At 56.3% G+C, this 21,599-nt stretch carries 20 protein-coding genes; 9 read left to right on the top strand and 11 right to left on the bottom strand.

From position 1 onward, the window contains the following. Positions 1 to 46 precede the first annotated feature (46 nt). The 8 genes from JYE50_RS00270 to JYE50_RS00235 all read right to left on the bottom strand — a co-directional run bounded on the left by JYE50_RS00270 (position 47) and on the right by JYE50_RS00235 (position 10,178). On the bottom strand, positions 47 to 1,120 hold the full coding sequence (locus JYE50_RS00270) for an ABC transporter permease subunit (protein ID WP_283399205.1): 1,074 nt from the start codon (positions 1,118 to 1,120) through the stop codon (positions 47 to 49). Beyond that, entirely contained in the window at positions 1,117 to 2,190 is a 1,074-nt protein-coding gene (locus JYE50_RS00265; protein ID WP_084095891.1) for an ABC transporter permease, read from the bottom strand. Before JYE50_RS00265 ends, JYE50_RS00270 begins: the two co-directional genes overlap by 4 nt. Continuing rightward, positions 2,187 to 3,686 carry a sugar ABC transporter ATP-binding protein gene (locus tag JYE50_RS00260; protein WP_084095999.1) on the bottom strand — a complete coding sequence of 500 codons (1,500 nt, stop codon included), beginning with the start codon at positions 3,684 to 3,686 and terminating at the stop codon, positions 2,187 to 2,189. Before JYE50_RS00260 ends, JYE50_RS00265 begins: the two co-directional genes overlap by 4 nt. A 119-nt stretch (positions 3,687 to 3,805) precedes the next feature. Further along, complete coding sequence (locus JYE50_RS00255) at positions 3,806 to 4,798, bottom strand: ABC transporter substrate-binding protein (protein WP_084095890.1); 993 nt, start codon at positions 4,796 to 4,798, stop codon at positions 3,806 to 3,808. Positions 4,799 to 4,970: 172 nt separating this feature from the next. After that, positions 4,971 to 6,539 (bottom strand): response regulator transcription factor, encoded by a 1,569-nt coding sequence (locus tag JYE50_RS00250; protein WP_179138330.1) that lies wholly within the window; start codon positions 6,537 to 6,539, stop codon positions 4,971 to 4,973. Next, positions 6,514 to 7,995, bottom strand: a complete 1,482-nt coding sequence (locus JYE50_RS00245) for a sensor histidine kinase (RefSeq protein ID WP_084095888.1) — start codon at positions 7,993 to 7,995, stop codon at positions 6,514 to 6,516. The genes JYE50_RS00250 and JYE50_RS00245 overlap by 26 nt, the downstream gene beginning before the upstream one ends. After that, complete coding sequence (locus JYE50_RS00240) at positions 7,995 to 8,975, bottom strand: ABC transporter substrate-binding protein (protein WP_084095887.1); 981 nt, start codon at positions 8,973 to 8,975, stop codon at positions 7,995 to 7,997. Before JYE50_RS00240 ends, JYE50_RS00245 begins: the two co-directional genes overlap by 1 nt. A 30-nt stretch (positions 8,976 to 9,005) precedes the next feature. Beyond that, positions 9,006 to 10,178: a D-alanyl-D-alanine carboxypeptidase family protein gene (locus JYE50_RS00235; protein WP_179138329.1), complete on the bottom strand. Its 1,173-nt coding sequence runs from the start codon at positions 10,176 to 10,178 to the stop codon at positions 9,006 to 9,008. A 162-nt stretch (positions 10,179 to 10,340) separates the two neighbouring features. On the opposite strand from JYE50_RS00235, the gene JYE50_RS00230 reads away from it, so the two are divergent. Both JYE50_RS00230 and JYE50_RS00225 read left to right on the top strand, forming a co-directional pair. After that, a complete protein-coding gene (locus JYE50_RS00230) occupies positions 10,341 to 11,279 on the top strand; it encodes a zinc dependent phospholipase C family protein (protein WP_084095998.1) in 939 nt (312 codons plus the stop codon). Beyond that, complete coding sequence (locus tag JYE50_RS00225; protein WP_084095885.1) at positions 11,279 to 12,361, top strand: VanZ family protein; 1,083 nt, start codon at positions 11,279 to 11,281, stop codon at positions 12,359 to 12,361. The genes JYE50_RS00230 and JYE50_RS00225 overlap by 1 nt, the downstream gene beginning before the upstream one ends. Positions 12,362 to 12,367: 6 nt before the next feature. On the opposite strand, the gene JYE50_RS00220 is transcribed toward JYE50_RS00225, so the two are convergent. Then, positions 12,368 to 13,555 carry a glycosyltransferase gene (locus JYE50_RS00220; protein WP_084095884.1) on the bottom strand — a complete coding sequence of 396 codons (1,188 nt, stop codon included), beginning with the start codon at positions 13,553 to 13,555 and terminating at the stop codon, positions 12,368 to 12,370. A 180-nt stretch (positions 13,556 to 13,735) separates the two neighbouring features. Between JYE50_RS00220 and aroB the strand changes: the two genes are divergently transcribed. The 6 genes from aroB (at position 13,736) to JYE50_RS00190 (ending at position 19,374) form a co-directional block, all read left to right on the top strand. Then, positions 13,736 to 14,803, top strand: coding sequence for a 3-dehydroquinate synthase (aroB, locus tag JYE50_RS00215; RefSeq protein ID WP_084095883.1), 1,068 nt, complete (start codon positions 13,736 to 13,738; stop codon positions 14,801 to 14,803). A gap of 47 nt (positions 14,804 to 14,850) precedes the next feature. Next, positions 14,851 to 15,945, top strand: a complete 1,095-nt coding sequence (gene aroC, locus JYE50_RS00210; RefSeq protein ID WP_084095882.1) for a chorismate synthase — start codon at positions 14,851 to 14,853, stop codon at positions 15,943 to 15,945. Between the two features lie 80 nt (positions 15,946 to 16,025). After that, complete coding sequence (locus JYE50_RS00205; protein ID WP_179138327.1) at positions 16,026 to 17,273, top strand: shikimate kinase; 1,248 nt, start codon at positions 16,026 to 16,028, stop codon at positions 17,271 to 17,273. Positions 17,274 to 17,292: 19 nt separating this feature from the next. Continuing rightward, positions 17,293 to 17,742 carry a type II 3-dehydroquinate dehydratase gene (aroQ, locus tag JYE50_RS00200; RefSeq protein WP_084095880.1) on the top strand — a complete coding sequence of 150 codons (450 nt, stop codon included), beginning with the start codon at positions 17,293 to 17,295 and terminating at the stop codon, positions 17,740 to 17,742. Further along, on the top strand, positions 17,739 to 18,950 hold the full coding sequence (locus tag JYE50_RS00195) for a 3-phosphoshikimate 1-carboxyvinyltransferase (RefSeq protein ID WP_084095879.1): 1,212 nt from the start codon (positions 17,739 to 17,741) through the stop codon (positions 18,948 to 18,950). The genes aroQ and JYE50_RS00195 overlap by 4 nt, the downstream gene beginning before the upstream one ends. A gap of 25 nt (positions 18,951 to 18,975) precedes the next feature. Beyond that, complete coding sequence (locus JYE50_RS00190) at positions 18,976 to 19,374, top strand: PaaI family thioesterase (RefSeq protein ID WP_179138326.1); 399 nt, start codon at positions 18,976 to 18,978, stop codon at positions 19,372 to 19,374. Positions 19,375 to 19,386: 12 nt separating this feature from the next. Here the strand turns inward: JYE50_RS00190 and JYE50_RS00185 are convergent, their stop codons facing one another. Continuing rightward, positions 19,387 to 19,947 (bottom strand): ECF transporter S component, encoded by a 561-nt coding sequence (locus tag JYE50_RS00185; RefSeq protein ID WP_283399203.1) that lies wholly within the window; start codon positions 19,945 to 19,947, stop codon positions 19,387 to 19,389. Between the two features lie 94 nt (positions 19,948 to 20,041). Between JYE50_RS00185 and pdxR the strand changes: the two genes are divergently transcribed. Then, a complete protein-coding gene (gene pdxR / locus JYE50_RS00180) occupies positions 20,042 to 21,112 on the top strand; it encodes a MocR-like pyridoxine biosynthesis transcription factor PdxR (protein ID WP_084095876.1) in 1,071 nt (356 codons plus the stop codon). Positions 21,113 to 21,192: 80 nt separating this feature from the next. Here the strand turns inward: pdxR and JYE50_RS00175 are convergent, their stop codons facing one another. After that, entirely contained in the window at positions 21,193 to 21,564 is a 372-nt protein-coding gene (locus tag JYE50_RS00175) for a hypothetical protein (RefSeq protein ID WP_143763608.1), read from the bottom strand. Between the last annotated feature and the right edge of the window lie 35 nt (positions 21,565 to 21,599).

The following is a 21,599-nucleotide window of genomic DNA, read 5'->3' as shown; positions in this document are numbered from 1 at the left end:
AACCCGCATCCGGACATGTCCGGATGCGGGTTTTCCTTTGCAGGCTTTATTCCTTTGCTGCCGCTTTTGTTTTCACGTTGCGGCGGTCTGTCGTCCTGACCACAATCTTCTGAATGCAGATGAACAGCAGGAGCAGCAGGCCTGTTGCGATTTTGCCCCACCAGGAAAGGAGGTTTCCGTTGAAGGTGATCAGTGCCGGAATAAGGGATTTCAGCATCACGCCGAACAGCGTACCGATCATATAACCTACACCGCCGGTCAGCAGTGTACCGCCGATGACCGCGCAGGTGATCACGTCCAGTTCAGCGCCCTGCAGGGACAGATTCCATCCGCTCTTGACATACAGGGCATAGGTGATGCCGGCGAGCACAGAGCACAGTCCATTGAAGCCGTAAACCAGCACCTTGGTGCGTCCCACGGGAAGTCCCATCAGTTTGGCACTCTGTTCGTTGCCGCCGATCGCGTAGATGTTCCGGCCGAAGCGCGTACGCTGCAGGAGGTAAATACCGATCAGCAGGATGACGAAGAACAGGAGCACGTTGAAGTTGATATAGGAAATAGGCTTGACCTTGACCCACTCGCCGTCTTTCAGGTGCATGATGTTGATCTTCCAGCTGGCCAGTGAATCAAACATGGGATGACTGATTTCAATGGATTCGCGGCTGATCAGGGAGCAGACACCCCTGGCAAGGAACATACCGGTCAGGGTGGTAATGAAAGGCGGAACGTTCAGGTAATGGATCACCCATCCCATCAGTACACCCAGGCCGACGCCGATAAACAGTGCGAAGGCGATGCAGATCAGCGGATGAATTCCCATCACTGTGGTACCGTAAGCAATGATCATGCCTGTCAGGGACGCCACTGCGCCGACAGACAGGTCAATACCGCCTGTGATCAGTACCATGGTCATACCGACAGCGGATATGCCGTAGTAGGCATTGTCCACAAACAAGGTGGTAAATGTACGAAGCGTAGTAAAACCGACTTTTCCGTACATCACCGCGCCAAACAGATAGATCAGCAGGAACAGGCCGATCGTCGCGTACACCATGATAAACTTGGGATTCATGATGCGGCTGAACAGGCTCTGTCTGGAGGCAGTCAGTTCTCTTTTCATGCCCTTACACCTCCGCTGATTCTTTCACGCCTGAGACTGGACCGTTTGGCAAAATAGTTCCGGACCGGTTCAGACTGCAGCACGATCACCACAGCGATGATCATCGCCTTAAAGGCCATGGTCGCTTCAGACGCAATGCCGAAATAGTACACCAGGTTAACAATTGTGCGGATGATGATGGATCCAAGCACTGTGCCCACCAGGCTGAACTTGCCGCCCGTCATGCTGGTTCCGCCGATAACAACGGCCAGAATGGCGTCCATTTCAAAGTTCAGGCCCGCGTTATTGGAGTCGTTGGACATGATCCGGCTGGAATAGATCAGGCCGGATATGCCGGAAAGGAAACCGGTCAGCGCAAACACGATGAAAATGATCCGCTGCGCGTTGATGCCGGACAGCCGGCTGGCTTTGCGGTTGATACCGACGGATTCAACAAATGTACCAAAGGCTGTCTTCCGGACGAACAGTGCGACACACGCGATCACCACCACGGTGATGATAATGGGCATAGGCAGATACAGGAAGCTGCCCTGGCCGATCACCCGGAAAGGAGAATACTGGGTCGTAAACTGTTTGCCGTTGGTTGTGATCTGCGCGATACCGCGCCCGCATACCATCAGGATCAGCGTTGCGATGATCGGCTGCATCTCACCCTTGGAAATGAGGAAGCCGTTGAACATACCCATCAGCGTGCAGACAACCAGCGGAACGATCAGTACCAGTGCGAAGGAGCAGACCGTGTAATCGCCCGGAGTGTTATAGATCAGCACGTCCCAGCGCAGGAACTTCAGGGCGATCGCGCCTGAAACGGCAACCAGAGCGCCTACGGAAAGATCCGTTCCGCCCAGGGCGATAACCAGCGTCATACCCATGGCAATGATGGTGATCTCACTGGAACGGTTGATAATGTCAATAATGTTGCCATACAGCATCCCGGTGGACGGCTGATAGCTGATCCTGAAGAATTCAGGCCGGACACACAGGCATACCAGCAGGATCAGCGCTTCAGCAACAACAGCCCAGGTGACCTTGGACCGGAAAAGTGAGGATAAGTCCAGTTTCTTTTTCATTGTACTTCACCTCCCGCTGCTGCCGATCCTTCGGCTATGATGGCCAGGATCTTCTCCTGGGTGCAGTTCTCGCCGTCCAGTTCTGCCACTTTTTCCCGGTCACGCATCACGATGATGCGGTTGGAGCACCGGATGATCTCATCCAGTTCTGAACTGATAAAAACAACAGACACGCCGTCACCGCACATTTCCAGCATCAGCCGCTGGATCTCAGCCTTGGCGCCGATGTCGATACCCCGGGTAGGTTCATCAAGAATCAAAACCTTTGGATCGGTTGCCATCCACCTGGCCAGGATAACCTTCTGCTGGTTGCCGCCGGACAGTTCGCCGATCTTCTTTTCAGCGTCCGGAGTGGCAATTCCCAATGCCTTGATATACTTGTCCGCCAGTTCATTCTGTTCCCTGAGGCTCAGCGGATGCAGGAATCCCTTCCGTGCCTGTACCGCAAGCGCGATGTTTTCACGAATGCTCAGGTCAGCGATGATTCCGTCGCGTTTCCGGTCTTCGGGACAGAATGCTATTCCCTGAAGAAGAGCGTCATAAGGTTTTTTGATCTCAGTCTTCTTCCCGTCCACTTCCATTTCACCGCTGGTATAACGGTTCGCGCCAAACAGCATTTCCGCGGTCTCGGTACGTCCGCTGCCCAGCAGGCCGGCGAAGCCTACCAGCTCGCCCTTCCTGACATTCAGGGAAATATCTTCGATCTGTCCGGGTGCTCCGATATGGGATGCGTTCAGCATATCAGGAGCATCTTCTGCCACATCGGCTCTCTTCAGATTAAAGATGGTGTCCATATCCTTGCCCACCATCTGTGTTACCAACTCTACTTTTGTGATATCACTGATATCATAGCTGCCGATCAGATGCCCGTTGCGAAGGATCGTAAGCCTGTCGCTGATGGCAAATACCTGATCAAGGAAATGCGTGATAAAGATGATGCCCATACCTTCTGCTTTCAGTTCCCGCATAACATTGAAGAGCAGCTGCACTTCGTTGTCATCCAGGGAAGAGGTGGGCTCATCCAGGATCAGGATCTTGGCCTGTACATCTACCGCGCGCGCGATGGCAACCATCTGCTGCACGGCAGTGGAATAATAGGAAAGCGGACGGCTCACATCAATATCCTGATGGAACCGGGCCATCAGTTCCTTTGCCCGGCGTGTTATGGTCTTCCAGTCAATCTGTCCGTGGCGCATAGGCTGCCGCCCGACAAAGATATTCTCCGCCACGGTCAGGTTCGGGCAGAGGTTAACCTCCTGATACACCGTGGAAATACCCAATTCCATGGCATGCTGGGGGCTTTGGGGTTGAATGGGCTGCCCATTCATGACAATGGTTCCCGCATCCATGTGATTAACCCCTGTCAGGCATTTGATCAGCGTGGATTTACCGGCGCCGTTCTCGCCAAGCAGGGAATGAATTTCACCCGGACGCAGTGAAAAATCCACTTTATCCAGCGCTTTAACGCCGGGAAACTGGATTTCAATCTGTTTCATTTCAAGCAGGTTGCTTTCCGGCAAAGGGATCCCTCCTTAAGAAAAGGCAGGGCGGAGAGTCGCCCATCCGCCCTGCCTGTGGACTATTGATTCAGAACAGTCCATGGGGTCTGATCTGATTAATACTGACGCTCGTTGATCACGTCGGCAGCCTTCACGGAAACAGCGCCGTTGCCGCAGTCGATGCCGCCGTCGATGTCGTAAACACCTTCAACGGGATGGATCAGTTCCTTGCCCAGGTCTTCGCCGGCGATCAGCTTTTCGATAGCATCCACGACGAAGGGGCCATACAGAGGAGTGCACTCGATGGTGGCGTTCATCTCGCCGGCAACGATCGCGTCGAACGCAGCCTTAACGGAGTCGCAGCCAACAATGATGATGTCCTTGCCGGGAACCAGGCCGGCGCCCTTGATAGCGTCGATGGCGCCCAGAGCCATGTCGTCATTCTGAGCGATCAGAACGTCGATCTTGTCAACAGACTTCAGCCAGCTTTCCATCAGAGCCTGGCCTTCAGCGCGGGTGAAGTTACCGGTGTTCTGAGCAACCAGCTTCAGGTTCGGATAAGCTTCCATGGCAGCCAGGTTACCCTTGGTACGGCCAACCTGAGCGCCGGCACCGGTGGTGCCTTCCATGATGGCAACGTTCACTTCTTCTTCGCCGCGGCCGATGGACTTCAGGTATTCGCCGGCCCATGCAACCTGACGACGGCCTTCTTCAACGAAGTCTCCGCCGAAAGCGGCAGCGTATTCGATCTTGTCCATGCAGTCAGGCATACGGTCGATCAGGATCAGCGGGATCTCAGCCTCGTTGACTTCCTTCAGCACTTCTTCCCAACCGGTTTCCACAACGCCGGTGAAGAGGATGAAGTCAACACCCTGGGTGATGAAGTTGCGCAGGGCCTTGATCTGGTTTTCCTGCTTCTGCTGAGCGTCGTCATAGATCAGTTCCCAGCCTTCATGGCCCTTCACAGCGCCATTGATGCTGTCGGTGTTCGCGGTACGCCAGTCGGATTCCTGACCGATCTGGGAGAACGCAACCTTAACATCCGCGAAAGCGGAAGCTACGCCCAGGATCATAACCAGGGCAAGAGCCAGAGCCAACAGTTTCTTCATAGTTTTTACCCTCCATTTTTCTTTTTGGCATTCCTGCCATCGTTGGTTACAGTATAAAAACAATCCCCTGTATTTGAAATACAGAGGATTATTGTTTTGGTTTGTTTTTTTCCGTTTCTGCCATGTCGGCGGATGGATTCGGTTTGAAATCGTTTCCCTGAAGTTGAATTTTTTATTCCGTACTTCTGTTCTTCCTCCGGTACTCACTGGGGGTCATACCGGTGGTTTTCTTGAACAGATAGCTGAAATAATGGGAGTCGTTATAGCCCACTTCCTGCGCGATCTGGGAGGACCGCATCTCCGTAGCCTCAAGCAGTTCTTTGGCTTTGCCGATCCGGAGGCCGGTCAGATACTGGGTGAAGGTCAGGCCGGTTTCCTGGGCAAAAACAGTGGAGAAATGGCTCTGGGAAAGATGAACCTCTCCGGCCACGTCCTGAAGCATCAGGTTCGGATCCGCATAGTGCTGAGACAGGTAGGCCCGGGCCCGGCCGATGATGGGATCCGCGTAGCCCGCCCTGTTCCGGTTGCGGAAGGCGATCGCCTTTTTGAGCAGCTCAGCCAGCAGCAGGAAGCCTTCCTCCCCCTCCGTATGCATTGCTTCCTCTACAATATCGTCTGAAAGGACTTCCTTGGGAACCCCTTCCCCTTCCTGGATAATCCGGCGTGCCGCCAGCAGGCCGGCCACCCGCAGGTATCCCAGTGCCATCGTGGAATCAAGGGAGCGGGTATACTCCGTCAGGATCGGTTCCACTTCCTCTTCGGTCGCGTACTGCAGCCGCTCATACAGGGGACTCAGTTCCGTTTCGGACAGGGGCTGCTGCTGGCAGTTTGTCTCATTCACGCCGATGATCCGCCGCTCTTCATTCGCCTCCGGTCCCTGCAGATGCCGGGCATGCCGGGCGCCCTTCATGGACTGCCGGATATCGTGGAAATCCGTCACGGTTTCACCAACGGAGATCAGCAGCCGTTTTTCCCTGGCCAGCTCGGGCAGATGCATCGCAGAATTGGCAAAGGAGTACGCCCGTTCCTCTGTATCTTCCGGATTGTCTCCCAGCACCAGCGCCCGGGCGCCTTTGGGAGCACCGCAGACATAAACGCCACCGCCGCTCATTTCCGCAAGGGAGGACAGGGCGTTCCGGCAGGCGATCCGCTGTTCGCCTTCCGCCGGGAACGCGATATCGATCACCGCGTAGCAGCCCGCCGCCAGGTTTACACCCAGGTCCCGCATCTGCCGGAGCAGCGCTTCATCGTCCTCGCTGTCCCCTTCATCCGTGAACAGCGAAGCCAGCAGCTTGGCCTTCAGGAACTGGTTCCCGGAGGAAAGCCGTTCCCGGAGGGCTGTCAGGTTTTCCCGGTCTCGGCGTTTTTCCTCGATCTGCCGGCTCACCCGGTCCAGCGCCGCCTCCAGTTCCGCGGCTGTCACCGGCTTGAGCAGGTATTCCTTCACGCCCAGGGATATGGCTTTCTGGGCATAGGCAAAATCATCATAGCCGGACAGGATGATCCGTTCCACCCAGGGCATGGTACGCTGTACTTCCTCGCACAGTTTCATTCCGTCCATAAAAGGCATGCGGATATCTGTCAGCAGGATGTCCGCGTTCAGGTCCCGCAGCATAGGCAGGGCCATTTCACCGTCCGGAGCTTCACCGACCAGCTGATATCCTTTCTCCTCCCATGGAAAGGAATTGCGCAGGTTCTCCCGGATGGCTATCTCGTCATCCACGAGAAAGACTTTCATCATGGTCGATTTCCTCCCTTGTACGAATAGGAATCCTGAATGATACCTCTGTGCCCTCCGGGCCGGACTGAAGCAGCAGGCCTGTCTGTTTTCCGTAATACAGCCGGATCCGCGTATCCACATTCCGCATGCCGAAACCGGAATGCCCCGGTTCCAGGGCCGCCTGTACATTCGGTGTTTCTTCCTTCAGCATCCTCTGCAGTTCATCCAGCTGCTCCGGAGCCATTCCCTTGCCCGTGTCCGCCACGGTAAAGGTCATGATCCGGTTCTCACGATGTACCTTCACAGAGATCTTTCCGCCGCCGCGTTTATTTTTGATCCCGTGGTACAGGGCGTTTTCCACCAGCGGTTGCAGAAGCAGTTTGAGCATATACGCCTCTTCCAGGTCTTCCGGCTGATCCACTTCATAATCCAGGATATCCCGGTACCGGGTCTTCTGGATACTCAGATAAGCGGAAACATGCTTCAGTTCCTGGCTGACCGGGATCCAGTCGGCGCCGGATGACAGTGCGATCCGGAAAAAATCGCTCAGGTTGCGCGTCAGGCGGACAACTTCCTCTCCTTTGCCGGATTCCGCCTGCCAGACGATCGTATCCAGGGTATTATACAGGAAGTGTGGATTGATCTGCGCCTGCAGGGTACGCAGCTCCGCCCGTGCCAGGTGGTCCCGGTTCCGGCGGATCTGCCTGATCAGGGTCTCCAGCCTGTCCGCCATCTGGTTGACCTGTTCGCCCAGTTCCCGCAGTTCCTCCACATTCATGCCCTGTACCCGGTCGCCGAAATTGCCTTCTGCTATCCGTCGGACCGTTCCCTCCAGGGAATAAATGGAGGAGTGAATCGATTCCGTCAGCTTGGTCGTCTCGCGCCGTGTACGCAGAAAGGCGATCAACAGCAGCAGTACCTCTGCCAGTGCCGCGGTAATGACAATGATTCTCAGCCGCCCGCTGGCCACCGTCGCATTGGCAATCTCGTCCGTAGTAAAAGCGTCCAGCATAGCCAATACCAGACGCCCTACATCCCGCACCTCATCCACGATGCCTTCAATCTCACTGATAGGGGTTCCCGCATCCATACCGTCCCGGACCCTGAGTACATACTTTTCCAGCGTGTCCATTGTCCTGCGGGCAATAGTCAGCTGCATCTGACCCGCTCCTTCGGTTTCTGCCAGAAGCCGGTCCAGGGTATGATCCGTTTCCGCAATCAGTTCCTGCACACCGCTGTCTTTGAAAGTAGTCCGGCCCGCGGCTACCGAGAAAAGATTCTCCGCGATGGTGCTTTCAAGCGCCGGTTTCATGCCGGCAATGGTATCCATTCTCCGGATCATTGCCTGCGTCCGGGTGGAATAGAGCATCATAACCACCAGGCCGATCACTGCCGGAACAGCCAGCAGGAATGCTATGGAAGACACTGAACGGCGTACCTGGGCGGTAATGCTGGTCATCCCGCTGCGTTTCATCATCAGAAACCCTCCACCGCAGGATCGGACAGGTCATCAAAGTCGCTGAAAGCGCCTTCCTCCGGATAATAGACTTTGGGAATATCTTTTCCCGCCTTAATCTCCCCGACCAGTTTCATAACCGACGGTCCCAGATGCGGCGTACACTGCACCACACAATTGATTCTTCCGGCTTTCAGGGCATCCACAGCTGCTTTTTCACCGTCCACGGTAATAATGATCATGTCTTTTGTAGCGGCTGCGTCTGTCTTTTCCAGAACATTCAGTGCACCAAGCGTCATGGCGTCATTATGGGAGAACACTACGTCAATGCCGTCCGGGCCGTATTTCTGCAGCAATTCACGCATGCACTCCTCACCCTTGGACTGGAGGAAATCTCCGTCTACACTGTCAATGATCTCAAAGCGTTCTTTGTCTTGCCCGATCACTTCCAGGAATCCCCTCTGCCTGTCCTGCATAGGTGCCGAGTCCGTTGTGCCGCAGATCTCCACTATCCGCAGGTGTTCAGCGCCTATGGCGTCCGCCTTCCGGATCAGGTACTCTCCTGCGCGGCGGCCTTCTTCCATGAAGTTAGCGCCGACATAGGCCTTGTACAGGGAATCATCCTCTGTTTTAATCGTCCGGTCCATCAGGATCACAGGGATTCCTGCCTGTTTTGCTTCCTGCAGCACATTATCCCAGCCGGTCTGAACAATCGGTGAAAAAACGATCACATCAACCCGATAGGCAATAAAGGAACGGATCGCGTCAATCTGCTTTTCCTGCTTCTGGTTCGCATTTTCCATCATCAGGCCGAAGCCGGCTTCCTTTGCCGCCTCTTCCATACTGACGGTATTGGCGATACGCCAGGAGCTTTCCGCCCCCAGCTGTGAAAACCCTACAACAACCGAAGCCTTATCCCCGCCGGTTTCCTGTTTTCCGTCGCAGCCGGACAGGGCGAGCAGCAGAATCAGTACAAGCCCGAGCGCGATTCCTTTACGCATGGTCGATTCCTCCGTTATCCTTTACTTCGGTTATGCCGCAGCGTCATCTTCCCCGTCTTCCGGCACTTCCTCAATAACTTCCTCTTCCGGCACTTCCTCGATAACTTCCTCTTCAGTCTTTTCCTCAGCGTTCTCCGGAACTTCCTGTTCTTCCGCCTTTACAGCCGGATTGGGAATGCTTCCGTCCTGCAGGCCCTGAACGTATTCTTCCAGGCACAGGTCATGGTCCCTCATATACAGGGCATGCTCCACACCTACATACCGGATGTGCCAGGGTTCCGCCTCGAAGCCGGTGATCTTTTCCTTTTCCTTCTGATAACGGATAATGAATCCATACTCCCAGCAGTGTTCATTCAGCCATTTGCTTTGTTTGGTCCCCGCAAAAGAGGAGGCCCCTTTTTTGTTGACATCAAAAGCAAGTCCCAGATGATGTTCGCTGCATCCCGGTTCCGCCACGGTCCGCAGGGCCGCGCGGCGCGCTTTGGAGCTGCTCCAGTCCTTATGGCTCTTCTGGTAGCTCCTGACTTTCGAGTTCAGCATGTTGACCTGGTCATCCCAGCTGCGGTAGCCGGCACTGACCTGCCACTTGCCGATACCATCGGCTTTCGCGGCTTCCAGCATGGCCTTCAATGCTTCCACAGCGACCTTCACGCCGCGTGTTTTCTTGTACTTGATCGTAACCAGTTTGCTGCTCAGTTCCTTATTCAGCTGCACCATATCAGCCGGAACAAAAAATTCACCGGAGGGAACAGGATTATCCTTGTTCACCAGCATCGGAACATCGCCCTCAAGAACGTTCACAGGACTTCCGTCCGGAGCGTGTTTCGCGTCCTCGGCATATAGTTTCTCCTGTGTTTCCTGTCCCGCGACGCCGTCCGTCGTCAGCCCGTGCATGCGCTGGAACGCGATCACCGCGCGCTTCGTTCCGCCGCCGTACTGGCCGTCCACCTTGCCGTCCAGGTATCCCAGGTCCTTCAGCCGCTGCTGCAGCCTGGTAACATCTTCTCCCTTGGCACCAACCGAAAGAATTCCCTGGGCCTGGAGTGTTTCCGCGGATACCTTTTCCTTCTTCTCCGGCTCTTCTGTGCTCTGGGCGGAAGAATCCGCCGCGCTTTCAGCCAGCGCGGGCATCATCGGATAAAGGCACAGCAAAAGAACCACTGTCATAAGCAATGCCGTTAAGCTTCGGATAGACCGTTTCATATGCATTTCCTCCTTCACATCGAAGGTTTTTCCGGCGCTGCGCCCGGATTGAATCATTTTATTATATATCACAAATCCGTTCCCGGCAAATCGCCTTGTCGCTGTGTTGAAAAATTGATATACTGAACTGGTAATCTCCATAGGAAAGAACAGGTGATCAGAATGCCGGATGTCGCGGTACACGCGTCCTTTGGCCGGGAGGTTCTCTCCTCTCTGCCGGAAGAGGTTCGGGAAACGATTGTATCCGAACCTTATACCTTCGCGCTTTTCGGTCCGGACGTCTGGTTTATGCATAAGCCCTGGCGCCGCCGGGAAGGCCGCGGCCGACGGATGCACACCACAAAGACCGGCCTGTTTTTATCTTCACTGCTTCGCCGGGCCGCTGTTTCCGCTTCCCGTAAGGAACTGTTCTCCTACCTTGCCGGTTTCTTCTGCCATTACGCGCTGGACAGCATCTGCCATCCTTATATTATCTGGATTACCGCTGAAGAGCGGGTTTTTCCCCGCAGCCATATGAGCCTGGAGCATGCCCTTGACATGGCTGAGATCCGCCGAAACGGCTATGAAAAAGAGAAGCATCCTGTTACGGAGCATTATTATCCCCGGCTTCGTCTGCCGGAATGCCTGCGGCAGGATCTGGATACCGTCTTTGAGCAGGTTTACGGCTGGAAAAACTGCTGGACTGAGCTGAACCGTTCCTTCCGCCGTTACCGTCTCTGCTACCGGTTCCTGGAAAAGCCCCGCGGAATCGCCGCGCGCACTGCCGGGCTCACAAAGCTGGATGTACTCCGTTCCCTTGCCTATGCTGAATCCCAGTTCCTTGATCTTGATCCGGAAAACACGGAGCACCGTGTCTGGCATCATCCCTATGATCCGGAGCAGGAATCCTGCGAAAGTTTCCCGGAGCTGCGGGAAAAAGCCCGCCTGTATGCTGTCAGGCTGATCGAGGCATCCTATCGTCTTCTCTTCCTTGGAGAAGGGACGGATGAAAGCGTTGCCGCCCTCATCGGCAGCAGTTCCTATCTCAGCGGCCTGCCCGTGGATGATCCGAGGAACCTCCGGGTCAGTTCCCTCCTGCCATCTGAAAAGGAGAATCCCTGATGGATTATTACAGCCTGAAACTCAGTCTCCTGGTCACTGTTCTGGTAGCTGTCATGGTTCTTTTCCTGCCCTGGGCTGACCGTCGGATCTGCCGCAGACTGCGTCTGAATCTGGAAGGCGGCCTGAGTGAGAACCCAAACGCTGACAGGCTGCTGCGGCTTCGCCAGAGGCTGCTGACCTTCGGCCTGCTTTTTTACTTCATAATCCTGGCCTGGCTGGTATTCTTTTCCCGTGCCTCCACGGAAGACTACACCGTGCACGTGGCTCCTCTGGAAGACCTGAAAAACGCCTTCTCAACCCCCCACGGGTTTTCCGGCTGGTTCCACACCCTGTTTTCCGAGGGAATTTCCTCTGCCCTCTCGCAGATTGCCATTGTCCGCCCGGCCGATCTGGCTCAGTTCTACCTGAATATCATGGTCTTTGTACCCGTGGGGTACCTGCTGCCCTATGTGTTCCGCTGGTTCCGGGCCAGGGTGCGGATCCGTCCTGTGGCATTCTGCCTGCTGCTCAGCTTTCTCGTGGAAAACCTGCAGCTGATCACCAGGCACGGCGTATACGATTTTGATGATATTATCTCAAACACCCTCGGCGGCCTGATCGGCCAGCTGCTTTACATCGCCGTTGGTTATGTCGTCACCCATCCTCATTGGAGGAAGAACCTGCGGGAGTACCGGCGGTGGCGTCATCGTGCCCGCCGCACCACGCTCTTTCCCTATATGAAAAAAACCGGCCTTTTCCGAACCACCCTGAAAGGGTCGGATGAGGCCGCTGTATGCGATTTCTATGAAAACAGGCTTGGCTTCCGTCTTCGCCAGCAGCTGGACCGGCGGGAATCCGGAGATGTCGTCTATCTGTTCGAGATGGATAAGATTCAGGTGCAGGTCATCTGTTCATTCCGGGAATCTGTTCCGGATTCACAGTATCTGACGCTTTATGCCACCCGCCTGGCAGCTGTTCGCAAGCGTCTGGAAATGAACGGCATTGATGCGGGTGAATACCGGCGTGACCCCTGTACCGGACGGCGCCTGCTCCGTTTTGCCGGACCTGATAACGTGGAAATATGCATCCTGGAAGCGGATTGATCTGTCTTACAGCATCCGTTTCCGTTTATCCTTCAGTTTCCCTTCTTTGCCAAGGGCGACCAGCCTTTCATACCGTTCCACGGCAGTCTCCATCACCTTGTCCCACGGGACAGGGATGGTTTCTTTTGCCTGCTGTCCGATCAGTTCCAGCTTCTCGGGCTCCTTCAGTGCTTCCGTCATGACCCTGGCCAGGTCTTTCGGATCGTTGTCGCACAGGAGGCCGTTTTCTCCGTGGCGGATGATTTCCGCCGCGGTGCTGTTCCTGACCATCACGGAAGGGGTACCCATGACCGCCGCCTCCCGTACAACCATCGGTGCGGCATCATAAAGGGACGGGAAAGCAAACAGCGATGCCCGGGCGTACAGGGCGTCCAGCAGGCTGGCATCCGTAATATGGCCCAGCAGCTCCGCCCGGTCCTGGATGTTCAGATCATGGATCTTCTGGCTGATCGCGTTCATATCCATTCCCTGTCCGGCGAGCAGCAGCCGGAAGGTGATTCCGTTCTTTTTCATTTCCGCACATGCTTCCAGCACGGTCAGGATATTCTTTTTCCAGTCCATCTGGCCGACAAACAGGATCAGGGGATCCGTTCCCAGGTTCCAGCGCCGGTTCACCTGCTCCACGTCTCCGGGTGAAACAGTCCGCAGGGTCGCCCCGTTGGGCATCACCTGGATTTCACCCTCATATCCGTACTCGCGCAGCACGTCGGCTGTATTTTTGCCGACCGCCCAGACTTCGTCGCAGCGGTTATAAAAACTCACAACAAGCTTGACACCCATCTTCGCGATCGACTCGGAACGGGTGGCCTTCAGAAAATCATCATAGTATTTGGAATGAAAGGTACCTACCAGGGGCAGTTTCCGCACCGCGGCAAGACGGAGTGCCTCCGATCCCGCGGTAAAGGGGCTGTGGGCATGGATAAGGTCCAGATCGATCATCCGGATACGGCGCCGGTAATGGGCATCCAGCACGGCCTCGCCGACCTTGTACTGCTTCATACCGGGCACACTGCTCCCTACATACTCCACCAGCTGGAAGGGAAACCCGCCCTGGAAACCTGTATCATACATCGGAGCCACCACGGTAACCTGGTTCCCCATTTTGCAAAGTGTCTCGGAATAAGCCTGGACCACCCGGCCCACGCCATCCACAACCGGCAGAAATGTATCTGTAAACTGACCGATCTTCAGCATCGCATCCACCTTCACACATACTGACCGCTGTTATTGTCGCCCGTTATTATCGCATGTTCCGGGAAAAAAAGCAAATCAGTCCGTCCCTCCTGAAAAACAGAAGGAAAACCATGTCAGAGTCAGTAAAACATTGACATCCCGGGCCCCGGGGTATATTGTTTCCGTCAGGGAGGGATGCCGATGAGTCAGGAGAAAATCACCCTGTCGCTGGGAGAAAACAGCTACGATATTCTGCTGGAATCCGGATGCCTGGACAGGGCCGGTGAACTGCTGAACCTGAACCGTAAGGTCCTGGTCGTCACTGATTCCGGGGTGCCCGCGGAATACGCGGATACCGTCGCATTCTCCGCCCTTGCAGCAGAGATCGTCCGCATTCCCCGGGGCGAAGCCAGTAAAAACTTCGATCATTTTCATCTCCTGCTGCGCCGTATGCTGGAGTTCGGCATGGGCCGCGGCGACTGTGTTGCGGCCGTGGGCGGCGGTGTAGTCGGAGACCTGGCCGGTTTCGCGGCTGCCTGCTATATGCGCGGCATCGATTTCTATAACATTCCCACCACCGTCCTGTCACAGGTGGATTCTTCCATCGGCGGCAAAACCGCCATTGATCTGGACGGCTTTAAGAACATTGTCGGCGCCTTTCACCAGCCCCGCCGGGTTCTGGTGGATCCCCGGACGCTTTCCACCCTGCCCCGGCGCCAGGTGGCCAACGGCCTGGCCGAGGCAGTCAAAATGGCCCTCTGCTTCGACGCGGAAGGGTTTGCGCGCTATGAAACCGCAGACATGGACAAGGAGCTTTCATCCCTTTCCGCCGGTCAGCCTGTTCCGATGCTGGAACGTGTCATTCTGGATGCTCTCCGGACTAAAAAGAATGTTGTGGAGCAGGATGAAAAAGAGCACGGCCTGCGCCGTGTCCTGAATTTCGGCCACACACTCGGTCACGGCATTGAAAGCCTGCATGAAGAAAATGGTCTTCTGCACGGGGAATGCGTGGCGCTGGGCATGCTGCCCATGTGCTCCTCCGCCGTACGGGAACGCCTCCTTCCGGTTCTGGAAAGACTGGGGCTCCCTGTCACCTGCTCCGCAGATCCTGAGCGGGTTATGCAGGCAGTAGTCCATGACAAAAAGCTCTACGCCGGAAAGGTCCACACCATTTTTGTGGATGAAGTCGGTTCCTTCACCGAGCGTGACCTCTCCCCCGAAGAACTGAAATCTCTTTATCAGCAGTACTTTTTCGCTTCTCAGTATTAATTGTTCATTGTTAATTGTTCATTGTTAATTGATTTTGTGGGGTATTTATGAAAAACACATTTGGCACCTCCGTCACCGTTACGCTTTTCGGTGAGAGTCACGGTCCCGAGATCGGTGCGGTGGTTGACGGCCTTGCGCCCGGTCTTCCGGTGGATGAAGAGTTCATTGCCTCACGGCTGACCCTTCGCCGGCCCGCAGGCCGTATTTCCACTGCCCGTCAGGAAGAAGATGCTTTCCGTATTGTCAGTGGTGTTTTTGAAGGCCGCACCACAGGCACTCCTCTGGCCATCCTGATCCCCAACCGGGACACCCGGAGCGGGGATTATCAGCGCGGTCCTGCCCGTCCCGGGCACGCGGATTACACTGCCTATACCAAGTATCACGGATTTGAGGACTACCGGGGAGGCGGTCATTTCAGCGGAAGGATCACCGCCGCACTGGTCGCTGCCGGTGCCATAGTGATCCGCGCCCTGCAGGGAAAAGGGATCCTCATCGGTACCCATGTCGCCCGCTGCGCGGGGATTGATGACGCACCGTTCACCGATCTTCCCGCCGATCTGGAAAAACTGAATTCTCTGCCTTTCGCGGTGCTGGATGAAACAAAAGGGCAGGCCATGCGGGATGCCATTGAGCAGGCGGCCGCACGCGGGGACAGCGTAGGCGGAATACTGGAAACCGCGGTGCTCGGTATGCCTGCCGGAGTGGGCGAACCCTGGTTCGATACTGTTGAGGGCGTCCTTTCCCACGCCCTGTTCTCCGTTCCCGCCGTAAAGGGTGTGGAATTCGGCGCTGGTTTTGCTTTCGCGGATATGACCGGCAGCCGGGCAAACGATCCCCTGCGGATGAAAGATTCTCATCCTGTCACCACGTCCAATCACAACGGCGGTATTAACGGCGGCATTTCAAACGGCATGCCCCTGCTCTTCCGCTGCGTTGTGAAGCCCACGCCTTCCATCTCCCTGGAACAGCAGACGGTCAATCCCCTTACCGGAGAAAACACCGTCCTGGAGATCAGGGGGCGTCATGATCCGGCCATCGTCCACCGGGCCCGTATTGTTGTGGACAGTGTAGCAGCCCTGGCGCTGGCGGATCTCCTTGCCCTGCGCTTCGGCGCCGACTGGCTTGCCTCTCCAGATGACTAAAGACTGCAGAAAGGTTTCAGCATAAATGCTGAGCGCCTGTCAGAAGCATGACAGCATCTCATCATTATGCATTGTGCATTATGCATTATGAATTAAAATATGGCTGCATCGGTGAGCATCTTCCCCACAGTTTTTCCCGGGAGATCCACAACGAGATCGGCAGCTATGCCTATGACCTGAAGGAACTGACGCCTGAGGAACTTCCGGCCTTCATGACGGCCCGCGGGTTCTGCGGAATCAACGTCACCATTCCCTACAAGCAGGCAGTCATCCCCTTCCTGGATGAGATCGATGAAACAGCCCGCGCCATCGGTGCCGTAAACACCGTTGTCAACCGGGACGGCAGGCTTTCCGGATATAACACGGACCTGTACGGCATCACCCGGCTGATCCTCCGCGCCGGCTTGGATCTCAGCGGTAAAAAAGTCCTGGTACTGGGCACCGGCGGCACCTCCCGCACCGCGTCCTTTGCGGCCGGGCAGCTGGGTGCCCGGGAGGTATTCCGTGTCAGCCGGACCGCCCGGGAGGGCAGTCTTTCCTATGAGGACGTCCTGCGGGATCACACGGACGCGGAGATCATCCTGAACACAACCCCCTGCGGTATGTATCCCAAGCCCGCGGAACAGCCTCTTTCCCTGGAGATGTTTACCCGTCTTGAGGGAGTGGTGGACGCAATCTATAATCCCCTTCGCAGCCGGCTTGTCCTGGATGCCCGCTCCCGCGGCATCCCCGCGGAAGGCGGCCTGTATATGCTGGTTGCCCAGGCCGTCCGCGCTTCCGGCTATTTCCTCGATACCGCTTATCCTGATGACCTGACAGACCGGATCTACAGCCGGATCCTCAGCCGGAAGGAAAACATCGTGCTCATCGGCATGCCGGGCAGCGGGAAGTCCGCCGTCGGAAAGATCCTTGCCGAAAAGACCGGCAAGCCCCTGGCTGATACGGACCAGCTCATTGTTGAGAAAGCCGGGAAAACCATTCCCGATATCTTCCGGGAGGATGGGGAGCCCGCCTTCCGTGATCTGGAAAGCGAAGTGATCCGTGAACTCTCCATGGAGGGCGGCCGGATTATCTCCACGGGCGGCGGAGCGGTGCTCCGTCCGGAAAACGTTACAGCCCTGCGCCAGAACGGCCGTCTCTTCTGGCTGAACCGGGATCCTGAATCCCTGGTTCCAACGGAAGACCGTCCCCTGGCGGATACGCAGGATAAAATGAGGCAGCTGTATATTGAGCGGGAACCCGTCTATCGCACCGCCGCGGATGAGATCATCCCCGTAACCGGCACACCGGAAGATACCGCCGATGCGATTGGTCGCGATAACTGCTGACCGGAAAAGGTGAAAGCAAATGAACACAGATAAGAAGAAAACCCTGCTGGTCCTCAACGGCCCGAACCTGAATATGCTTGGTATCCGGGAACCGGAGATCTACGGAACCGCCACCTACGCGGATCTCTGCCGGCTTATCGAAGCCCATGCGGAAAAGCGGGGGATCACTGTCTCGATCTTCCAGTCCAACCATGAAGGAGACCTGGTGGACGCCATCCAGCAGGCTTACGGCAAAGCCGACGGCATTATCATCAACCCTGCGGCTTATACCCACACCAGCATTGCCCTGCTTGACGCCCTGAAGGCGGTAGGACTTCCTGCTGTGGAAGTCCATATTTCCGATCCGGATACCCGGGAAGCCTTCCGGAAGGTGAGCTATGTCCGGGCCGCCTGTGTGAAGACCATCAAAGGACATGGTTTTGACGGCTACCTGGAAGCCATGGACTACCTGACAGGAGAGAATCAATGAACGTGCTCATCCAGCCCGGCACAGCCCGCGGCACAGTAGCTGCGCCGCCTTCCAAATCCATGGCCCACCGCCTGCTGATCTGTGCCGCCCTTTCAGAAGGGGAAAGCACCGTATACGGTGTGGACCGCAGCGAGGATATTCTCGCCACTTCGGACTGCCTTTCCGCCCTGGGAGCATCTCTCAACTGGGAGGGAACCACCGTCCATATCAAAGGCTGTGATCCCCGCCGCTCCGGCCCGGCTGTCCTGAACTGCCGGGAATCCGGCAGTACCCTGCGGTTTATGATCCCCCTGTGCATGCTCTCCGGGAATCCCATGATCCTGAAGGGCAGCCCGACGCTGCTTTCCCGTCCCCTGTCCGTGTATGAAGATCTCTGCCGGGACCGGGGCCTTACCTTTACCCGTACAGAGGAAGGCTTGCTGGTTCAGGGCAGGCTGACATCCGGGGAATACACCGTTCCGGGCAGCATCAGCAGCCAGTTTATTACCGGCCTGCTCTTTGCCCTGCCCCTGCTGGACGGCGAAAGCCGGATCCGCCTGCTGCCCCCGGTGGAAAGCGGTTCCTATCTTTCCCTGACGCTGCAGGCGCTTCAGGATGCGGGTGTGCAGGTTTCCACGCCGGATGAGTACACCCTTGATATTGCGGGCAATGCTGCCTTCAGTGCCCGGTGTACGGAAGTGGAGGGCGATTATTCCAACGCGGCCTTCTTTGACGCGCTGAACAGTATCGGCGGAGAAGTCACCGTGACCGGTCTGCGGGAAGACAGCCTGCAGGGTGACCGGGTATATCAGGATTATTTTTCCCGTCTGGTCAAAGGCCCCACGGAGCTGGACCTGACGGATTGCCCCGACCTGGCCCCCGTTCTTTTCGCCGTAGCAGCCCTCTGCCGCGGAGCTGTTTTCACCGGCACCCGCCGCCTTCGTTTCAAGGAAAGCGACCGCGGGGCTGTGATGGCTCTCGAGATGGCCAAATTCGGGATCACGCTTGAAACGGAGGAAAACCGGATCATCGTTCCCGCGGGAAGCATCCATGCACCGGAAGAACTGCTGGACAGCCATAATGATCACAGGATCGCCATGGCCCTGTCCCTGCTCTGCACCCGCACCGGCGGGGAGATCCACTGTGCCGAAGCTGTCCGTAAAAGCTTCCCGGATTACTGGCAGAAACTTCAGTCCCTGGGAATTGATGTATCAATTCTGAATTCTTAATTCTGAATTATTGATGGAGGGTTCCATGTCTCATTTTCAGTCCCTTGAAGCCGCCCGCGAATACTTCCGCAAGGATACCTTCGCAATGAATAATGATATGGCGCTGGAAGAGCTCACGGAAGACGGTGCTGTCTGCAGCATGGCTGTCACCGAACGCCATCAGAACGCTGAAGGCGGCCTGATGGGCGGTGCTATTCTCGCCCTGGCGGATTTCACCTTTGCCGCCGCGGCCAACAATGCCCATCATCCCACCGTTGCCCAGCAGGTCAGCCTGAACTTCCTGAATGCTTCCAAAGGGAAAAAGCTGACCGCGTCCGCCTCCTGCCTTAAGAGCGGCCGTACCAGCTGTGTCTATGTTATCAGTATAAAAGATGACCTGGGCAAGGATATTGCCCAGGCCATGTTCACCGGCTTTAAACTGTAGGAAGCCGGTTTTTTATTGTACAGCCTCATCCAGTTTTTTCAGGATCCCTCCCGCTTTGAGCGCCGGGATCACAGCATGATAGAAGATAGGCGCAGCCACGATCGCGGCGCCCGCATTAATGATGGATGCCGGGAACTTGCTGGCGACCGCAGCCCAGGCGTTCCCCGCAATAGCCCCGTAGATCGCGCTCTTCAGCATATACAGCGCCACATATGTCAGCGCGCCCGCAACGCATGCCAGTACCACACGGATCAGCGGCTGCGCTTTTTCTTTACGCTTTCCCGCGATAATTCCGCAGATCCACGCCATGGCGAACTTGGAAACAAAGGTGATCAGCAGGTTGATGATCCCTTCATTGTAGAAGGACAGGTCATACAGTGCGGAGCCAAGACCCGCGGCAGTGCCGCCCCACACCGGTCCCAGCAGCAGTCCGCACAGCAGGCAGACCGCATTGGCAAAATGAACTTTGGATCCCAGCAGTGGGAACCGGAACAGTGTCACCACAAACACAAGCGCCGCCATCACAGCGCCGAACACAATCCGTGTCAGCTGGACCTCACTCTTTTTCATCATAAAACACTTCCTTGCTTGACTTTGGATACAAAGGAGTATATGCTTCATTTGGCCATATGAAAAGTGCCAGAAACGGAGAATTATATAAGACCAGATGAATCAGAACAAACCGGCCTACCTGGCCCTTTATGAATCCCTGCGGGAGGAGATTCTCTCCGGTGTACGGCCCTTTGGCAGCCGCCTTCCTTCCCGGCGTGTCCTCGCCCGGGACCGTGGCGTCAGTGCCATCACAGCGGAGCACAGCATCGAGTTGCTGTGTGAGGAGGGATACGCCGAATCCCGTGCCCGCAGCGGCTGCTATGTCATCTACCGGGAGGCGGACGGCTTCTCCATGCCCGCCGTCCGGCCGGAACACCGGATTATCCCGGCTGCCCCCGCTCCGGGCCGGAACACCCTGCCCTTTCCCACCCTGGCCCGGGTCATGCGCCGGGTGCTGACCGAGTACGGAGAGGAGATCATGGTCCGTCCGCCCAACACCGGATGCCTGGAACTGCGGGAAGCCCTGTGCAGCTACCTGGCCCGCAACCGCGGTATCCGTGTCCAGCCGGACCAGATCGTCATCGGTGCCGGTGCTGAATACCTTTACGGGCTCACGGTGGAACTGCTGGGCAGCAGCCGTACCTACGCCATTGAGGCACCTTCCTATCAAAAGATTGAACAGGTATACCGGTCCAGGGATGTCAAAGTGGATTTCTGTCCTCTCGGAAAGAACGGGATCCTTTCGGAAGCGCTCCAGGCCACCAAAGCCTCCGTGCTCCATATAACGCCCTTCCGCAGTTTCCCCAGCGGCGTCACCGCCACCGCCTCCAAGCGCCGGGAGTATCTTCGCTGGGCCGATAAGCCGGACCGGTATATCGTTGAAGATGACTACGAATCAGAGTTCTCTCTCCTCCGCAAACCGGAGGAAACTCTTTTTGCCGGTTCCTCCCGCCAGAATGTTATCTACCTCAACACCTTTTCCCGCACAGTTTCCCCTTCCTTCCGTGTCGGCTATATGGTCATTCCCCGTGCCCTGCTTCCGGTTTTTGAGCTGCGTGTGGGTTTTTACAGCTGCACCGTCCCCGCTTTTGAACAGTATGTCCTGGCAGAATTGATCAGCGGAGGCGAGTTTGAACGTCATATCAACCGGATCCGGCGAAGCGAACGCAAAGCCGCGGAAACCTGATCCCGTCATCGCGGAATATACAGCCAGGCACAAAAAAACGGACAGAGCCAAAGCTCCGCCCGTTTTTGTTTGAGCGCCCTTTATTCTTCCGCACCGTAGGTGCACAGGGCTCCGACGTCCACCTCAGCAATGCTCAGGATCGATACATTGCCCTGCAGGTCTTCATACAGATACACCATAGCGTAATGCGGTTCCGCGCCGGGATAAACCACAACGGCCTGGCACAGGAATGCGTGATTGGTTCCTGCCACAACCTGGGATCCAAGATAAGCGATGGGCGTGTAGCCCACGCCGGTCAGTGCTTCCGTCCCTTTGTCAAACAGTGCCTGCCGTTCTTCAGTCACCGTAGGATCAGCGGAAGGCGTCCATCCGCCTGCCAGCTGCTCCGCGGTCGCGGAAGCGGCACAAACCATCATCAGGAGAACACACAGTAAGGCAATCAGCTTTTTCATCTTTTTTTCTTCCTTTCCGGCACCGTTTTTCCGGT

This window comes from Aristaeella lactis (genome assembly GCF_018118585.1).
Lineage (GTDB): Bacteria > Bacillota > Clostridia > Christensenellales > Aristaeellaceae > Aristaeella > Aristaeella lactis.
This window is presented reverse-complemented; position numbering and strand designations above follow the sequence as displayed.